Origin of the sequence: Eubacterium sp. MSJ-13 (assembly GCF_018918235.1) — a bacterium.
Lineage (GTDB): Bacteria > Bacillota > Clostridia > Lachnospirales > Lachnospiraceae > Butyribacter.
The window spans coordinates 1-16,282 of record NZ_JAHLQE010000104.1 but is presented as its reverse complement, the minus strand read 5'-3'; the positions used below and the strand labels follow the sequence as shown (position 1 = coordinate 16,282).

12 protein-coding genes and 1 tRNA gene are annotated in these 16,282 nt (G+C 38.9%); 10 read left to right on the top strand and 3 right to left on the bottom strand.

Annotated features, from left to right (window positions below):
• Window positions 1–279: 279 nt before the first annotated feature.
• The 3 genes from KQI69_RS06690 to KQI69_RS06680 form a co-directional block, all read right to left on the bottom strand.
• Complete coding sequence (locus KQI69_RS06690) at window positions 280–930, bottom strand: TrkA family potassium uptake protein (protein ID WP_216564568.1); 651 nt, start codon at window positions 928–930, stop codon at window positions 280–282.
• Window positions 931–1,011: 81 nt separating this feature from the next.
• On the bottom strand, window positions 1,012–2,382 hold the full coding sequence (locus KQI69_RS06685) for a TrkH family potassium uptake protein (protein WP_216564567.1): 1,371 nt from the start codon (window positions 2,380–2,382) through the stop codon (window positions 1,012–1,014).
• A 100-nt stretch (window positions 2,383–2,482) separates the two neighbouring features.
• Window positions 2,483–2,556: transfer RNA gene (locus KQI69_RS06680), tRNA-Arg, on the bottom strand.
• Window positions 2,557–2,799: 243 nt separating this feature from the next.
• Here KQI69_RS06680 and murB point away from each other — a divergent pair.
• The 10 genes from murB (at window position 2,800) to KQI69_RS06630 (ending at window position 16,127) form a co-directional block, all read left to right on the top strand.
• Window positions 2,800–3,729: a UDP-N-acetylmuramate dehydrogenase gene (gene murB, locus KQI69_RS06675; protein ID WP_216564566.1), complete on the top strand. Its 930-nt coding sequence runs from the start codon at window positions 2,800–2,802 to the stop codon at window positions 3,727–3,729.
• Between the two features lie 41 nt (window positions 3,730–3,770).
• Entirely contained in the window at window positions 3,771–4,649 is an 879-nt protein-coding gene (gene rapZ, locus KQI69_RS06670) for an RNase adapter RapZ (protein ID WP_216564570.1), read from the top strand.
• A complete protein-coding gene (whiA, locus tag KQI69_RS06665; protein WP_216564565.1) occupies window positions 4,649–5,608 on the top strand; it encodes a DNA-binding protein WhiA in 960 nt (319 codons plus the stop codon). The genes rapZ and whiA overlap by 1 nt, the downstream gene beginning before the upstream one ends.
• Before the next feature lie 38 nt (window positions 5,609–5,646).
• The gene (locus tag KQI69_RS06660) at window positions 5,647–5,907 is read left to right on the top strand and encodes an HPr family phosphocarrier protein (RefSeq protein ID WP_216564569.1); all 261 of its coding nucleotides are present in this window, start codon (window positions 5,647–5,649) and stop codon (window positions 5,905–5,907) included.
• 411 nt (window positions 5,908–6,318) lie between these two features.
• Window positions 6,319–9,786, top strand: coding sequence for a DNA polymerase III subunit alpha (locus tag KQI69_RS06655; protein ID WP_216564564.1), 3,468 nt, complete (start codon window positions 6,319–6,321; stop codon window positions 9,784–9,786).
• Between the two features lie 140 nt (window positions 9,787–9,926).
• Window positions 9,927–10,904: a 6-phosphofructokinase gene (gene pfkA, locus KQI69_RS06650; protein ID WP_216564563.1), complete on the top strand. Its 978-nt coding sequence runs from the start codon at window positions 9,927–9,929 to the stop codon at window positions 10,902–10,904.
• Window positions 10,905–10,943: 39 nt separating this feature from the next.
• Window positions 10,944–11,273, top strand: a complete 330-nt coding sequence (locus KQI69_RS06645; RefSeq protein WP_216564562.1) for a hypothetical protein — start codon at window positions 10,944–10,946, stop codon at window positions 11,271–11,273.
• 191 nt (window positions 11,274–11,464) lie between these two features.
• Window positions 11,465–13,396 carry a type IIA DNA topoisomerase subunit B gene (locus KQI69_RS06640; RefSeq protein WP_216564561.1) on the top strand — a complete coding sequence of 644 codons (1,932 nt, stop codon included), beginning with the start codon at window positions 11,465–11,467 and terminating at the stop codon, window positions 13,394–13,396.
• 194 nt (window positions 13,397–13,590) lie between these two features.
• The gene (locus tag KQI69_RS06635) at window positions 13,591–15,843 is read left to right on the top strand and encodes a DNA topoisomerase (ATP-hydrolyzing) subunit A (RefSeq protein ID WP_216564560.1); all 2,253 of its coding nucleotides are present in this window, start codon (window positions 13,591–13,593) and stop codon (window positions 15,841–15,843) included.
• 65 nt (window positions 15,844–15,908) lie between these two features.
• Entirely contained in the window at window positions 15,909–16,127 is a 219-nt protein-coding gene (locus tag KQI69_RS06630) for a hypothetical protein (RefSeq protein ID WP_216564559.1), read from the top strand.
• The last annotated feature ends 155 nt before the right edge of the window (window positions 16,128–16,282 follow it).

Here is a 16,282-nt window from a genome sequence, read left to right as displayed (position 1 = left end):
CAGCTAATAGTGTTATGAGCAAGTAGCAAAGCGGATTGCGAATATCCGCTTGACATTAAAAAGTAAAAAGTTTAAATAAATATTATTTTTATGTGTATCATATAAGATTTATACTTATAGTGTAAACAGCAATGATTACAGCCGATAAGAAATGTATATATATATATATGTATTTCTTATCGGCTGTAATACTACAAAATATTGTTATTGATACATAGTTTAACACTATCGGGTAAGTAATTTCTGATATTCTGTGATAGCAGCGATAAATAAAAACTTTTACAGCAGATTATCAAGGTCTTTCACATCACAGGTAATAAGAATAGTCATACTGTCAGTAAGTTTGATATCGGGTGATGGATTTACCTCATATTCAGATGAAGCGTCCTTTCGTACTGCTATTACATTTAAGTTTTCTTTTTTTCTAAGATCGAGTTCCATAAGAGATTTACCGATCCAGTTTGGTTTTACATCAATTTCAACCATCTTTAATTTATCTGATATCTCCATAAAATTGATAACACGCCTGTTTGAAAGCCTTCTTGCAAGTCTTATTCCTGTTTCATGCTCCGGCATTATCGTCTGGTCAGCACCGATTTTTTCAAGTATCTTTTTGTGGGTTTCATCTTGGGCTTTGCAGACTACAGTAGAAACGCCAGCATCTTTTGCGTAGATAGTTGCGAGAATACTTATATCAAGTTTCTCAGTGATAGCGATAACTACGGCATCCATATTTGAGAGACCGAGGGTATCCATAGCTTCTGTATCTCTTACATCGACAGCGACAGCACATGTCACAAGGTCGGCAACAGAATGGACACGCTCCTTATCTATATCGACAGCGAGAACATCAGCACCGGTATTTGCAAGTTCGATGGCAACGCTGCGTCCAAATTTTCCAAGTCCGATAACGGCAAATGATTTTTCCATGTTTTTTTCTCCTTTTATTTTTTCTACAAAGCTATAGTAAAGTGGATATTCGTAATCCGCTCTGCTACTTGCTATATTGTATCAGCCGACGGTGATATCTTCATGAGGAAATGATACGAGATCTTTCCTGCGGTTTTTGTTAAAGAAGATGACCATCGAAATCGGACCTATCCTGCCAAGATACATACATACTATTATGATAAGCTTGCCCAGAAGGTGAAGCTTTGAAGTGTAATCTCTTGTAAGTCCGACAGTTGCTATGGCACTTGTGGTTTCATAGACAACATCGATCATTGAACCGCCCTCAGCCTGATAAAGTACAACGGAGGCAAGCAAAAGAAATGAAATACTTACCATTGTCACGGCAAGAGCTTTTGTAACAGTCTGGTGCGGTATGTTTTTTCTAAAAACAACAAGGTGGGTTTTGCCTCTTACAACAGCACGGGTACTTAAGAACAAAGTAGCGACCGTTGTAGTTTTGATTCCACCGGCAGTACCGATCGAAGAGCCACCGATGATCATCAGAAAATAGCATAGAAGAACCGTTCCATGCCTGAGCCCTGCCTGTGAAAATGTGGTAAATCCGGCAGTCCTGAGTGTTACAGACTGGAAAAGGCTTGCAATGATTTTTTCTGAAACATTCATTTTGCCGATAGTATCTGAATTTGTATACTCTAAAATAAATATAAGCACAGCACCACCAAAAATCAGGACAATAGTGGTGATAAGTGTTATCTTTGTATGGAGCCTTAATTTTTGCAGGCTCTTTTTTACAGTAAATTTTTTTTCAAAATGATTTTTTATGGCCGCCTGTATATCCCGCCATACGACAAAACCTATACCACCTGAAACTATGAGAAACATTGTAACAAGATTGATCCAGAGATTTGAAGCATATGGTTCGAGACTGTTTTCGCCAAGCAGGTCAATACCAGCATTACAAAAAGCTGAAACAGCGTGGAACAAAGAAAACCACAATCCCTTTATAAGACCGAAATCGGGAACGAAAACAAAACTGTAGCAGATTGCACCGGTTATTTCTATTATAAATGTACCTCTGAAAATAAATTTTAAAAAACGTACAAGTCCTTTGAGAGTGCTGAGATTAAGAGCATCTTCAAGAAGAAGTCTGTCACTAAGGGTGATACGGCTTCCGGCAGCCATCATTATACCGGTAACAAAAGATACTATACCAAGACCGCCAAGCTGTATAAGGATGAGAATGATAATTTTACCAAACAGACTCCAGTGAGTGGCAGTATTAACAACAACCAGACCGGTCACGCAGACGGAAGTAGTTGATGTAAACAAAGCATCAATAAAAGGAGTAAAACTTCCATCAGCAGAAGAAAAAGGCAGACAAAGAATAACAGCACCAATAAAGATAGCACCCAAAAAGCCTAAAGCAATAATCTGTGTAGTAGAGAGTTCTTTATTTAAATTTGAAAACATACATCCCCCTGATATGCCAAAATACTAAAAGCACTAATAAATAAAAATATAAAACAAAAATCCCCATATCATGATAACTCATAATACAAGGATAATCAAACGTGCGCGAGAAGATTCGAACTCCCGGCCTTCTGATCCGTAGTCAGACGCTCTATCCAGCTGAGCTACGCGCACATATTATTTGTCGTACTTTCGCACCGACGAGTTATACTATACCCCATCTTCAAAAAAAAATCAAGTACTTTTTTGAAAAAAATTAAATTTTTTTTTCAGGATATTTTTGTAACAAATTTTTGGTGCACATTTCTCACAAAAACTTGCAACTCATGTAATCATTGTGATATAAATATAAAAGCAATATTTATATAGTATTTATATTTATGTTGCTTATGAAAATATAAAAACTTGGAGGACATTATGGCCGAATCTGAAATCGTAAAAAAACTTATTGAAATAAATGGAGAGCAGCAGGTATCTATGTCAGAACCAATGAGCAGACACACTACATTCAGAATAGGAGGTCCGGCAAAAGTATTTGTAAGTCCTGATAATATAGAAAAGATAATAAAAACAATAGAATTGCTAAAAAAAGAAGAAATGGAATATTTTATTCTTGGAAATGGAAGCAATCTTTTAGTGGCAGATGAGGGATATACCGGAATTATCGTATCAACTGAAAATATTAAAAGTGCAAGTATAGAGAAAGAAGACGGTGAATTAACATATATATGTGCCGAGGCAGGGGCAATGCTTTCAAAAGTATCAGTGCTTGCAGCAGAGAGTTCGCTTACGGGTTTTGAGTTTGCGGGAGGAATCCCCGGAACTATAGGCGGAGCCGTATCAATGAATGCGGGAGCGTATGGTGGAGAGATAAAAGATGTTATAGTAAGTGCGGATGTACTTATGGAGGATGGAAAAGTTATAAGATTCACAAAAGATGAACTTGAACTTTCATATAGAAACAGTATAATACAAAAAGAAAAACAGCTTATCGTATTAGCGGCAGAATTTGCCTTTAAAAAAGGAAACAAGAGTGAAATATTGGCGAAAATGAAAGACTTTTCACAGAGAAGACGTGATAAGCAGCCGCTTGAATATGCCAGTGCCGGAAGCACATTTAAAAGACCTGAGGGATATTTTGCAGGTAAGCTTATAGATGATGCGGGGCTTAGAGGATACCGTGTTGGAAATGTCATGGTATCAGAAAAACACTGTGGATTTGTGGTAAATGTCGGTGGAGGAACATGTGAAGAAGCAAAAGCCGTGATAGCTCATGTAAAAGATGAAGTAGAAAAACAGTTTGGTGTTACACTTGAACTTGAAGTAAGAAAATTAGGCTGGCAGTAGGCTGCATGCCAATGAACAGGCTTGGAGAAATGAGGATGAATATGCGTTTTGTAATAGTAACAGGAATGTCAGGAGCAGGAAAAAGTTCGGTACTCAAGATGCTTGAGGATATAGGTTATTTTTGTGTTGATAACCTTCCGGTAAAACTTATACCAAAACTTACCAGAATGTTTATATGCGAAACTGACAGTATAGATAAACTTGCACTTGGAATAGATATAAGAAACCTTGAGGGACTTTCACAGCTCGATAAGATTCTCGATGAGATGAAAAGTGAGGGTTATACATATGAAATACTGTTTCTCAATGCAGACAGCAGCGTACTTGTAAAAAGATACAAAGAGACAAGACGAAATCATCCGCTTGCACTTCAGGGTAGAGTTGACAAGGCGATAGAGGCGGAGCGGGAAGAACTTCAGTTTATAAAAAAACGTGCAGACTATATTCTTGACACGAGCCATATGCTCGTGCGTGAATTAAAACAGGAGATTGATAAGATATTTTTGAAAAATGAGGAATATCTGAACTTCTTTGTGACAATATTATCATTTGGATTCAAATATGGAATACCGGCTGACTGTGACCTTGTATTTGATGTGAGATTTCTGCCTAATCCGTATTATATACCTGAATTGAAAAAGAAAACAGGCAATGATTTTGAGGTATATGATTATGTAATGAAATCTGAACAGGCAAAGGAGTTTGATGAAAAATTATTTGATATGATAAAATTCCTTATTCCTAATTATATAACAGAGGGAAAGAACCAGCTTGTAATAGGAATCGGATGTACAGGAGGAAAGCACCGCTCGGTATCACTTGCAAATGCGCTTGCAAAACACATGCAGGAACTTCCGTACAGCTTAAAAACAGAGCACAGGGATATTGATAAAGATGCTAAAACAAAGGGAGAAAATTAATGTCATTTGCAAGTGATGTAAAAGATGAAATAGGAAAGCAGACTGACAGGGGCAGGCATTGCCAGATAGCTCAGTTTGCGGTATTATTTGCACTTACAGGACACATAAAAAAGGATTTCAAAGACGATAATTATATTGAAATGCGAACAGAGAACTTGACAGTTGCAAAGAAATCTTATATGTTATTAAAGTGTATGTTTAATACCTCACCCGAAGTAATGATAAGAACACATAATCTTCAGGTAAAGTCAAAGAACTATTTTATCTGCATAAAAGATCATGCACTTGTAATAGAAGTGCTAAAAACCATAAAACTTCTGAGTGATGAAAATCAATGGGGTGATTTTTCAGCAGTAAATAAACTTATAGTACAGAACATGTGCTGTAAGCGGGCTTTCCTTAGAGGGGCATTTATGGTAGCCGGTTCAGTGACAAATCCTGAGAAAGGGTACCATCTTGAAATAGCCGTTTTATCAGCAAAGCTTGCCATACAGCTTAAAGAAGCAATGAGTGCTTTTGATATTGAGGCAAAGATTGTTGAGAGAAAGAAATATCAGGTTGTCTATATAAAAGAAGGAGCACAGATCGTAGATTTTTTAAATGTGATAGGGGCACATATGGCACTTATGGAGTATGAAAATGTACGAATAGTAAAGGAAGTGCGAAATTCCGTAAACAGACAGGTGAATTGTGAAACGGCAAATATTACAAAAATAGTAAATACTGCCGCAAGGCAGATAGAAGATATTAAGTATATTCAATGTAATATGGGGTTTAGTGCGTTATCGGACGGGCTTAGGGAGATTGCTGAGTTAAGGCTTGAGTATCCGGACAGTTCATTGCAGGAACTTGGGCAGATGCTTGACAATCCAATAAGTAAATCAGGAGTAAATCATCGTCTGAAGAAACTAAGCAATATTGCAAATGAGATCAGACAGGAAAAGGAGCCTATTAGTTAAAACAGCTTAAAAGAATGTCTGGCAAAAGGAGGAACAACATGATTACAAAAAAAATTCAAATTCAGCTTAAGAACGGGTTGGAGGCAAGGCCGGTAGCAGTATTAGTTCAGGTTGCAAGCCAATACAACAGCAGCATCTATGTTGAGTGTGATGACAGAAAAGTAAACGCTAAAAGTATCATGGGTATGATGACACTTGGACTCACAGCAGGTGAGGAAGTTGTAGTTTCAGCGAATGGAGACGATGAACAGACAGCCATGGACGACATTGTGAAGTACTTAAGCACAGCCAATGCATAATAGGTATTGCCTGAAATAAAGATTAAAGCGGACAGTTGTATTTAGGCGACGGGGTCCGCTTTTTGTGTTTTGTGAAAGTGGCTGCAGGCTGTGTTGATTGTACAAAGATACTAAATAATACCGCCGGCACGCTCCCGCTTATGTCACTCGTAGCAGTACATAAATCAGCAAAAAACGCTGATTAAGTACTGACGGCGACAAGAATGCCGGCTAACATTATTTAGTATCTTTGTACAATCTATTTACAGATTTTGAGTATTTCACAAATGTTGGATTTTGATTAGAGGGAAGATTGGGTTTGATTAGAGAGAAGATTGGGTTTGATTAGAGAGAAGATTGGGTTTGATTAGAGGGAAGATTAGGTTTGAGTAGAGATTAGAGAAGAGATTAGGATTAGGGAAGGAGAGTACTATGAGTTTTACGCATCTTCATGTTCATACGCAGTATTCGTTGCTGGATGGTTCCTGTAAGATTGGTGAGATTGTGAACAGGGCGAAAGAGCTTGGGATGAAAAATCTTGCTATTACAGACCACGGGAATATGTATGGCGTTATAGATTTTTACAGGGCGGCGAAGGCGGCTGGGATAAATCCTGTTATAGGCTGTGAGGTGTATGTGGCACCGGGTTCGAGGTTTGAGAAGAAAAGCGAAAAGGGTGAGGGCAGATACAATCATCTTGTTTTGCTTGCTGAAAATGATAAGGGATATGCAAATCTTATGAAGATTGTTTCAAGGGGATTTACTGAAGGCTTTTATTATAAGCCGAGGGTGGATTATGAGGTGCTTGAGCGGTTTCATGAAGGAATCATAGCTTTAAGTGCGTGTCTTGCTGGAATAGTTGCGACTAATCTCAGGCAGGGCTTTTATGACGAGGCAAAAAAAGAGGCACTGAGGTTAAGGGATATATTCGGTGAAGATAATTTCTTTCTGGAGCTTCAGGATCATGGGATATCAGATCAGACTACTGTAAATCAGGGACTGCTCAGAATGAGTCAGGAAACGGGTATAGAGCTTGTTGCGACAAACGATGTGCATTATATAATGGCTGAGGATGCGAAGGCTCACGATATCCTGCTATGCATCCAGACACAGAAAAAAGTTACTGACGAGGACAGGATGAGATACGATGGCGGTCAGTATTATCTCAAATCGGAAGATGAGATGAAACAGCTTTTTCCATATGCACTTGAGGCTTTGGAAAATACGGAAAAGATTGCAGAAAGGTGTCATGTTGAGATTGAGTTTGGCAATTACAAACTGCCTCACTATGATGTGCCTGACGGATATACGGCATGGGAATACTTAAACAAACTCTGTAACGAGGGTCTTGTCAAAAGATATGGAGAGCCTGACGATGAGCTTAAAAAAAGGCTTGAATATGAGCTTGAAACGATTCATACAATGGGTTTTGTCGATTACTTCCTTATCGTGTGGGATTTTATCAAGTACGCAAGAGACCATGGCATAAGTGTAGGACCGGGACGAGGTTCGGCGGCGGGAAGTGTCGTATCTTATACACTTGGCATAACAAACATAGATCCACTTCGGTATGACCTTCTCTTCGAGCGTTTTTTAAATCCTGAGCGAGTTACGATGCCCGATATAGATATAGATTTCTGCTATGAAAGGCGCCCTGAGGTCATAAAATATGTAATGGAAAAGTATGGCAAGGACCGGGTGGTTCAGATAGTTACATTTGGAACGATGGCGGCGAGAAATGCCATAAGAGATGTTGGAAGAGCGTTAGACCTGCCGCTTAATTTTGTGGACATGGTCGCAAAAGCTATTCCTATGGAGCTTGGAATAACTATAGAAAAAGCGTTGAAGGAAAATCCTGAATTAAGGTCGCTTTATGACAGTGATGATCAGGCAAAAAATCTTATAGACATGTCGATGCGTCTTGAAGGACTTCCACGCCACACCTCAATGCATGCGGCAGGAGTTCTTATAAGTCCCGAGGCGGTAGATGAATTTGTACCATTGTCAAGGGCATCTGATGGAACTATCACAACGCAGTACACTATGACGACCTTAGAGGAACTTGGTCTTTTAAAAATGGACTTTCTTGGACTCAGGACACTTACCGTTATACAGAATGCGGCACATATGGCAAAACTTGCCGATGAAACGATGATGGATATCGATTATAACGACAAAAAAGTGTTTGATATGATAGGAACAGGAAAAACGGAGGGTGTGTTCCAGCTTGAAAGTCCCGGCATGAGGCAGTTCATGAAAGAACTTAAACCGCAGAATATGGAGGACATTATAGCCGGAATCTCACTTTATCGTCCGGGACCGATGGACTTTATCCCTAAATATATAGCCGGAAAAAATAATAAAAACAGCATAGCCTATGACTGTCCGCAGTTAGAGCCGATACTTGCACCTACATACGGATGTATAGTATATCAGGAGCAGGTAATGCAGATAGTAAGAAATCTTGCAGGCTACAGTTTTGGGCGAAGTGACCTTGTCCGTCGTGCGATGGCAAAAAAGAAGACAAAGGTCATGGAGGCAGAGCGCAAAAACTTTGTGTACGGCAACGAGGAGGAAGGTGTAAAAGGCTGTATAGCAAACGGGATAGATGAAAAAACAGCAAATAAGATATATGATGAGATGATAGACTTTGCCAAATATGCTTTCAACAAATCGCATGCGGCGGCATATGCAGTCGTATCATATCAGACCGCATATTTAAAGTGTTATTACCCGGTTGAATTTATGGCAGCACTTCTAACATCGGTGAAAGATAACACTACAAAAGTAATATCATATATCATGAGCAGTAAGAGTCTTGGAATAGACATACTTCCACCGGATGTAAATGAGGGGTACAGCAGATTTCATGTGGCAAACGGAGCGATACGCTTTGGAATGTCAGCTATAAAAGGTGTCGGAGAGCCTGTTATCGAAGCCATTGTAGCAGAAAGAGAGCGTGGAGGAAAATTTGAATCCATGCATGACTTTATGATGCGTCTTACTTCAAAAGAGATAAACAGACATACTATCGAAAACTTTATAAAAGCGGGGGCACTCGATTCAATGCCAGGAAACCGCCGCCAGAAAATGCTCGTATATAATTCGATGCTTGACAATGTGAACAGAGAGAAAAAAGATGCCATAGCGGGGCAGATGTCGCTGTTTGATATGGGCGATGATGATCTTGACAAGGCAAATGAGATAAAATATCCTGATGTTGAAGAATTTTCAAAAGAGGAACTTCTTGGTTTTGAAAAAGAAGTTTTGGGCATATATATAAGTGGACATCCTTTAAATGATTACACTGAACTTATGGATAAAAACTGCACGAGAACCTCACTTGACTTTATGGTATCGGAAGAAGATGATAATTCATCAGCTAAGGTTGTGGATGGCGAAAGCGTTATCATCGGAGGAATGATAGCAGATAAAAAGGTAAAAGTCACAAAAACCTCCAACAAGCTTATGGCATATATACAGCTTGAAGATCTGTACGGGACAGTAGAGATTACGATATTCCCAAGAGATTATGAGAGACTTAAACCGCTTCTTGAAGATGATGCAAAAGTATTTGTAAGAGGAAGGGCACAGAACAGCGAAAACGGGGCGGCAAAACTTATCTGTCAGGATATAATTCCTTTTGACAGGATTCCGTGTGAATTGTGGATAAGATTTGAAAATATGGATGAATTTGTGCAAAAAGAACAGGAATTATATAAGAGTCTGCTGCCATATGATGGAAAAGATATGGTCTGCATTTATGTTGCAAAAGAAAAACAGGTAAAGAGACTTCCGAGAAGCAGGGGTGTGGATGCCAGAAAGCTGGCAGGAGATGACAACTATAAATTTATGCCAGAAGGAGCGATTGCAATTCGTGAAAAGAGTATTGAAAAATAATGAGATTTGCCGTAAAATTATATTGGATAAATGAGAATAAGTCATAGTAAAGTTTATGTAAAGATACTTATTGTACTATACTTATTGTTTCGGAAAATTTATACTAACGTTTTTATTTTACGATACTTGAGGAGGACATTATGAGTAATGCTGTTAAGACTATTGGTGTGCTGACAAGCGGTGGAGATGCACCGGGAATGAATGCTGCGATAAGAGCAGTTGTCCGCACCGGAATTTCAAACGGACTTAAGGTTAAAGGAATCAGAAGAGGATATGCAGGACTTTTAGAGGAAGATATCATAGACATGAACAACCTTTCGGTATCCGATATCATTCAGACAGGCGGTACTATTTTATATACTGCAAGATGTCTTGAATTCAAGAAGAAAGAGTACCAGCAGAAAGCAGCAGATATATGCCGTAAACATGGTATTGACGGCATAGTAGTTATCGGTGGTGACGGTTCATTTAATGGAGCGAGCAGACTTTCAGAGCAGGGAATAAATACTATCGGAGTCCCGGGAACTATTGACCTTGATATAGCCTGTACAGAGTATACTATCGGATTTGATACAGCCATAAACACAGCTATGGAAGCTATTGATAAGCTCAGGGATACATCAGAATCGCATGAGCGATGCAGCGTTGTAGAGGTTATGGGACGTACCGCAGGTCATATTGCCCTTTGGACAGGTATCGCAAGCGGTGCAGAATATATTCTTACAACAGAAAAATATCATGGAGATATCCAGCGAATCATTTCAAAGATTCAGGACAGAAGAAAGCTCGGTAAGAAAAACCATATTATCGTAAATGCCGAGGGTGTTGGAAATTCAGCAGAGATGGCAAAGATAATCGAGGTTGCCACAGGTGTTGAGACAAGGGCAACTATACTCGGACATATCCAGCGTGGTGGAAATCCTACATGTAAAGACAGAGTATTTGCATCAGCAATGGGTACGATGGCAGTTGAGCTTTTATGTGAAGGCAAGAGTAACAGGGTAGTGGGATATAAAGAAGGGGAGTTCGTTGACTTTGATATTCAGGAAGCACTCTCAATGACAAAGGACTTAGATCCGTATTTATTCCATATTACACATAAACTCACAACAAGATAGTTGTGAAGCATTAAAAAGAGAGCACAAGGAGGTTATTTTATGAAGAAACTTTTAAAAGCTGCAGCAGGAGTTGCGGCGGTTGCAGGTGCAGTATGTGGTGCTGTTTACTGTCTCAAAAAATTCTGCGGGATCGATCTTTTAAAGAAAGATAAGGATTTCGATGATTTTGATGAGGAATTTGATGACGATTTCGATGATGACATTGATGACGATGATGATGAAGAGGCAGATGAGGCTGAAGAAACTGAGGCATCAGAGGATGATGAGGAATCGGGTGACAGAGAATATGTGACACTTGACATGGAAAGTGAAGAGACATCAGAGGAAGGCGAAGAAACATCAGAAGATGATGAGACATCAGAAGAATAAATTTGTTATTTATATCTGATCGAAAAATTCTGTGTAGTAGCAAAGTATACTACGCAGAATTTTTTTTGCATTTTTATTTTTTTTCTGATATAATATGCAAATGTTTGTTCGTGTAAAAACACAATAGTGTAAACAAGTGGCAGGAATAGTGCATTAAACTTGTAGTACATCAAGTAAAAATGGAGGTATTAATGAGCGAGTATACAGGAAAAGAGATAGTGATACTTGAAGGACTTGAGGCGGTCAGGAAAAGACCGGGTATGTACATAGGATCTACAGGTTCAAGGGGACTTCACCATCTTATCTGGGAAATCCTTGACAACAGTATAGATGAACACCTTGCGGGATTTTGCAGTGAGATACATATTACGATGTTAAAAGACGGTGGCATCTGTATAGAAGATAACGGCAGGGGAGTTCCGGTGGACATACATCCGACAAAAAAGGTATCTACGGTTCGTGTGGTATATACGATACTTCACGCAGGGGGGAAGTTTGGCAATGCAGCTTATAAAGTTTCAGGAGGACTGCATGGTGTTGGATCATCAGTTGTAAATGCCCTTTCAAAACATATGATAGTTGAAGTAAAAAGAGATGGGCTTATTTACAGGGATGAATATAAAGACGGGGGTCATCCTGTTACAGAACTCAAAAAAGGGGCATTAGAGCCTGTCGGCAAATGTGCAAAGTCGGCAACAGGAACAAAAGTAACATTTTATCCTGATGCGGAAATATTTGAGACAATACATTTTAAAGCAGAAGTTATAAAGAAGAAACTTAAAGAGATAGCATATCTTAACAAAAACCTTAAACTTATATTTAAAAATGAAAATGACGGCGAGGAAAAGATATACCTTGAAGAGCATGGCATAAAAAGTTTTGTATCATATATAAACAGAGATGCACATGTACTTCATAAAGAGCCAATCTATTTTGAGGGGACAAGCGGTGATATAGAGGTAGAAGTGGCACTTCAATATACTACAAACTTTTCTGAACAGATAAATCCATACTGTAACAGGATAAATGTAGTGGACGGCGGTACACTTGTCACTGGATTTAAGATGGCACTCACAAGAGTTATGAACCAGTATGCGAGGGAACTTGGAGTGCTCAAGGACAAAGACGAAAATTTTGATGGAAAAGACATAAGAAACGGACTTGTAGCCATCATTTCAATAAAACATCCAGACCCGCAGTTTGAGGGACAGACAAAGACAAAACTTGGAAATACAGATGCAAAAACAGCGGTAGACGAGGTTGTGACAACAGAGATACAGCGTTATCTCGACAAAAACATAAATGTACTTCAGGCGATACTTGACAATTCTGTAAAGAGCTACAATGCAAGAAAAGCGAGTGACAAGGCAAGAAATACCGTATTAAAGCAGTTAAACGATGTAGACACGAAAAGCAAACTTGCGGCATGCACATCCAAAAAACCGGAGGAATGTGAAGTCTACATAGTCGAGGGAGATTCAGCCGGAGGTACGGTAAAAACAGCAAGAAACAGAAAAACACAGGCAGTCCTGCCGCTAAGAGGAAAAATATTAAATGTAGAAAAGGCATCACTTGAAAAAATATTGTTAAACAATGAGATAAAATCGATGATAGCAGCATTCGGCTGTGGGATAGGTGATGAATTTGATATAAATAAACTCAGATACGACAAGATAATAATACTCACCGATGCCGATGTGGATGGGGCACATATAAGTACACTGCTGCTCACATTTTTCTACCGCTTTATGCCTGAACTTATCTATTCAGGAAAAATATACAGAGGGCTTCCACCACTTTACAAGGTGGATTATGAGGCACTTGACAAAAAAACAAAAAAGAAACGCTCAGAATATGTATTTAATGATTTTGAACTTGAAAAATTCAGAAAAAATAAAAATAATAAGATAATAAACATACAGCGTTACAAAGGACTTGGCGAGATGGATGCATCACAGCTCTGGGAGACAACACTTGATCCTGAGAGCAGGCTGCTTGCACAGATAACGATAAGTGACAGTGTGGACGCAGACGATGCGACAACAACACTTATGAGCAGTAATGTGCCGCCGAGACGACAGTTTATAATGGAAGAAGCACAGTATGCGAATCTCGATGTTTAACACTATCAAGGAAGTCCCCAGATTCTATTGTGTAGAGTAATAAGTGGTGAGTGGGGAATTGCTTGTATCAGGAGTGGGGACAAGCCTCTTCTGATATGCTGCGATATCAGCTGATAGTGTTATGAGCAAGTAGCAGAGCGGATTGCGAATATCCGCTTGATAAGATGTAGTAATTTAAAAGAATGGGGATTAAAATGAAGACGAAAGAACAACCAATTATTCAGCTTGATTTCTCTGAGGAGATGAGAAATTCATATAGGGATTATGCGATGAGCGTAATAATAGCAAGAGCACTTCCAGATGTTAGGGATGGGTTAAAACCTGTTCAGCGAAGAATACTCTATGCCATGGATGAGCTTGGTCTTGCTCCTGACAAGCCACACAGAAAGAGTGCGCGTATTGTCGGTGATACAATGGGTAAATATCATCCTCACGGTGACAGTTCTATTTATGATGCACTTGTACATATGACGGAGGATTATTCACTTTCACTACCACTCGTGGACGGACATGGAAACTTCGGTTCGATAGATGGTGATGGTGCAGCCGCCATGCGTTACACTGAGGCAAGACTTTCAAAACCTGCGATGACGATGCTTGAAAATCTTGACAAGGGGCTTGTGCCGTTTGGACCAAACTTTGATGAGAGCGAAAAAGAACCGCTCGTACTTCCGGCGACACTTCCGAACCTTCTTATAAACGGAACAACAGGAATCGCAGTCGGAATGGCAACAAATATGCCGCCTCACAATCCAGCAGAAGTGATAGACGGAGTTATCGCATATATGGACAATCCAGAGATTTCCACAAAAGGACTGATGAAATATATAAAAGGACCTGATTTCCCTACAGGAGCAGCAATCACAAATACAGATGACCTGTTTGATATGTACGACACAGGAGAGGGAAAGATAAAGATTCGTGCCAAAGCTGAGATAGAAAACGGAACGAACGGAAGAAAAAATATCGTTGTGACTGAGATACCATATACGGTTGCAGGAAACAAGACAAAACTTCTTGAGAATCTTGTATCATTGTCAAAGGACAAGGTATTCGATGAGATATATGATGTGCGTGATGAGTCATCAAAAGAGGGAATAAGAATAGTAGTAGAGGTCAAAAAAGACAGGAATGCCCAAAATCTTTTAAACGGACTTTATCAAAAAACGGCACTTGAAGACACATACGGAGTAAACATGCTTGCCGTAAAAGACAAACAGCCGATAACATTTACATTAAAAGGGCTTGTGCAGGAATTTGTTGAATTTCAGGAAGAACTCTACACAAAAGAGTATGAGCATCTTTTGGAAAAAGCAAAAGCAAGGCTTGAAATCGTAGCAGGACTTATAAAAGCCACAGATGTAATAGATCTTATCATAGAGATACTTCGTGGAAGTGATTCAGTAAAACAGGCGAAAAACTGTCTTATAAACGGAGTGACAGCCGATATTAAATTCAGATCGCAGAAATCAGAGAAGGCAGCAGCAAAACTTGACTTCACAAAAAATCAGGCGGATGCGATACTTGCGATGCCTCTGAGCAAACTTATAGGTCTTGAAGTTTTAAAGCTTCATCAGGAAAATGATTCGCTTCTTGCAAACATAGAAGAATATAATAATGTACTTGGAAACATATCAGAACTTCACAAAGTAATAAAAACGAGACTTAAAAATTACAAAAAACAGTTTGGCAGAGGAAGACGCACGATACTCACAAACATGGACGCAGGAAAATATGTCGAGGAAGTAAAAGAAGAAGATCTCTATGTGCTCATCGACAGATTTGGATACTGCAAATCCGTAGACGAGTCAAGCTATTCAAGGATATCGGCTGAATCGTTAAATGAATATACGCATAAGATACAGATAAGAAATATAGACAAGCTATGTGTATTTACGAAAAACGGATTTATGCATCAGGTAAAAATGTCAGCGATACCAAAAGGAAGAAATAAGGACAAGGGCGTACTCATACAGTCACTCTGCAAACTCGGAAATGATGAAGTCCTCACATATATAGCATTTGAAGACCTGTTCAACTCACAGCTTTTATTTGTTACAAAAAGCGGACTTGTAAAACTCGTATCAGGTGTAGAATTTGAAACTAACCGCTCAATGATAAACTCAACAAAACTTGATGACGGAGACGAACTCGTAACAGTGCGGCCACTCACAGATGAAGAATCAATATCAGAAGACAGCAGTGTAGTCATAATAACACACAAAGAAGCATCACTCCGCTTCCCGCTCTCACAGGTGAACGAACTCAAAAAAGCCAGCAAGGGAGTAAAAGGAATAACGATGGCAGCAGAGGACTATGCGTGGTATGCAGAAGTTGTCTCAAAAGAGACGGAGACTATTGAACATGACGGAAAGAAATATGCGGTAAAGAAGATAAAGATGCGTAAAAGAAATGATAAGGCATCTAAGGCGAAGATACGGGGATAAAAAACTTGTTAAATGTAGTTAAAGTTAGTATAATCATTAGTAACATTATACAAGGGGGTGTTAGCATGACTAAACTATATGAGGAAGCAACGCAGCTTTTAAAAGATATGGAAGAAGATGATATGGTGCAGATTGTTCAATATATAAGAACCATAAAGTTATCAAAAAACAGAGATAAAAGTAAAGCAATGAAGGCATTTGAAAAATTACAAACTTTCAGAGGCAGCCTTCCTGAGAATTTTGATTATGAAAGTGTACTTGAGGAAGAAAGAGAAAAAATATAACCAACATTAAAATAGATATTGTTTAATGTTATTGAAATAATTTAATAAAATATATTGATTTAAGCCTTGTTATATGTTATTCTTATTGTGAAAGGATCAATAAAAGCGAATTATAACAAAACAAGAAGAGTTTATCGAGGTTTATTCATAAGCAA

What these genes read in the sequence shown, in the direction of transcription:
- KQI69_RS06690 (WP_216564568.1), bottom strand. Translation starts at nt 930, where the DNA reads ATGGAAAAATCATTTGCCGTTATCGGACTTGGAAAATTTGGACGCAGC.
- KQI69_RS06685 (WP_216564567.1), bottom strand. Translation starts at nt 2,382, where the DNA reads ATGTTTTCAAATTTAAATAAAGAACTCTCTACTACACAGATTATTGCT.
- murB (WP_216564566.1), top strand. Translation starts at nt 2,800, where the DNA reads ATGGCCGAATCTGAAATCGTAAAAAAACTTATTGAAATAAATGGAGAG.
- rapZ (WP_216564570.1), top strand. Translation starts at nt 3,771, where the DNA reads ATGCGTTTTGTAATAGTAACAGGAATGTCAGGAGCAGGAAAAAGTTCG.
- whiA (WP_216564565.1), top strand. Translation starts at nt 4,649, where the DNA reads ATGTCATTTGCAAGTGATGTAAAAGATGAAATAGGAAAGCAGACTGAC.
- KQI69_RS06660 (WP_216564569.1), top strand. Translation starts at nt 5,647, where the DNA reads ATGATTACAAAAAAAATTCAAATTCAGCTTAAGAACGGGTTGGAGGCA.
- KQI69_RS06655 (WP_216564564.1), top strand. Translation starts at nt 6,319, where the DNA reads ATGAGTTTTACGCATCTTCATGTTCATACGCAGTATTCGTTGCTGGAT.
- pfkA (WP_216564563.1), top strand. Translation starts at nt 9,927, where the DNA reads ATGAGTAATGCTGTTAAGACTATTGGTGTGCTGACAAGCGGTGGAGAT.
- KQI69_RS06645 (WP_216564562.1), top strand. Translation starts at nt 10,944, where the DNA reads ATGAAGAAACTTTTAAAAGCTGCAGCAGGAGTTGCGGCGGTTGCAGGT.
- KQI69_RS06640 (WP_216564561.1), top strand. Translation starts at nt 11,465, where the DNA reads ATGAGCGAGTATACAGGAAAAGAGATAGTGATACTTGAAGGACTTGAG.
- KQI69_RS06635 (WP_216564560.1), top strand. Translation starts at nt 13,591, where the DNA reads ATGAAGACGAAAGAACAACCAATTATTCAGCTTGATTTCTCTGAGGAG.
- KQI69_RS06630 (WP_216564559.1), top strand. Translation starts at nt 15,909, where the DNA reads ATGACTAAACTATATGAGGAAGCAACGCAGCTTTTAAAAGATATGGAA.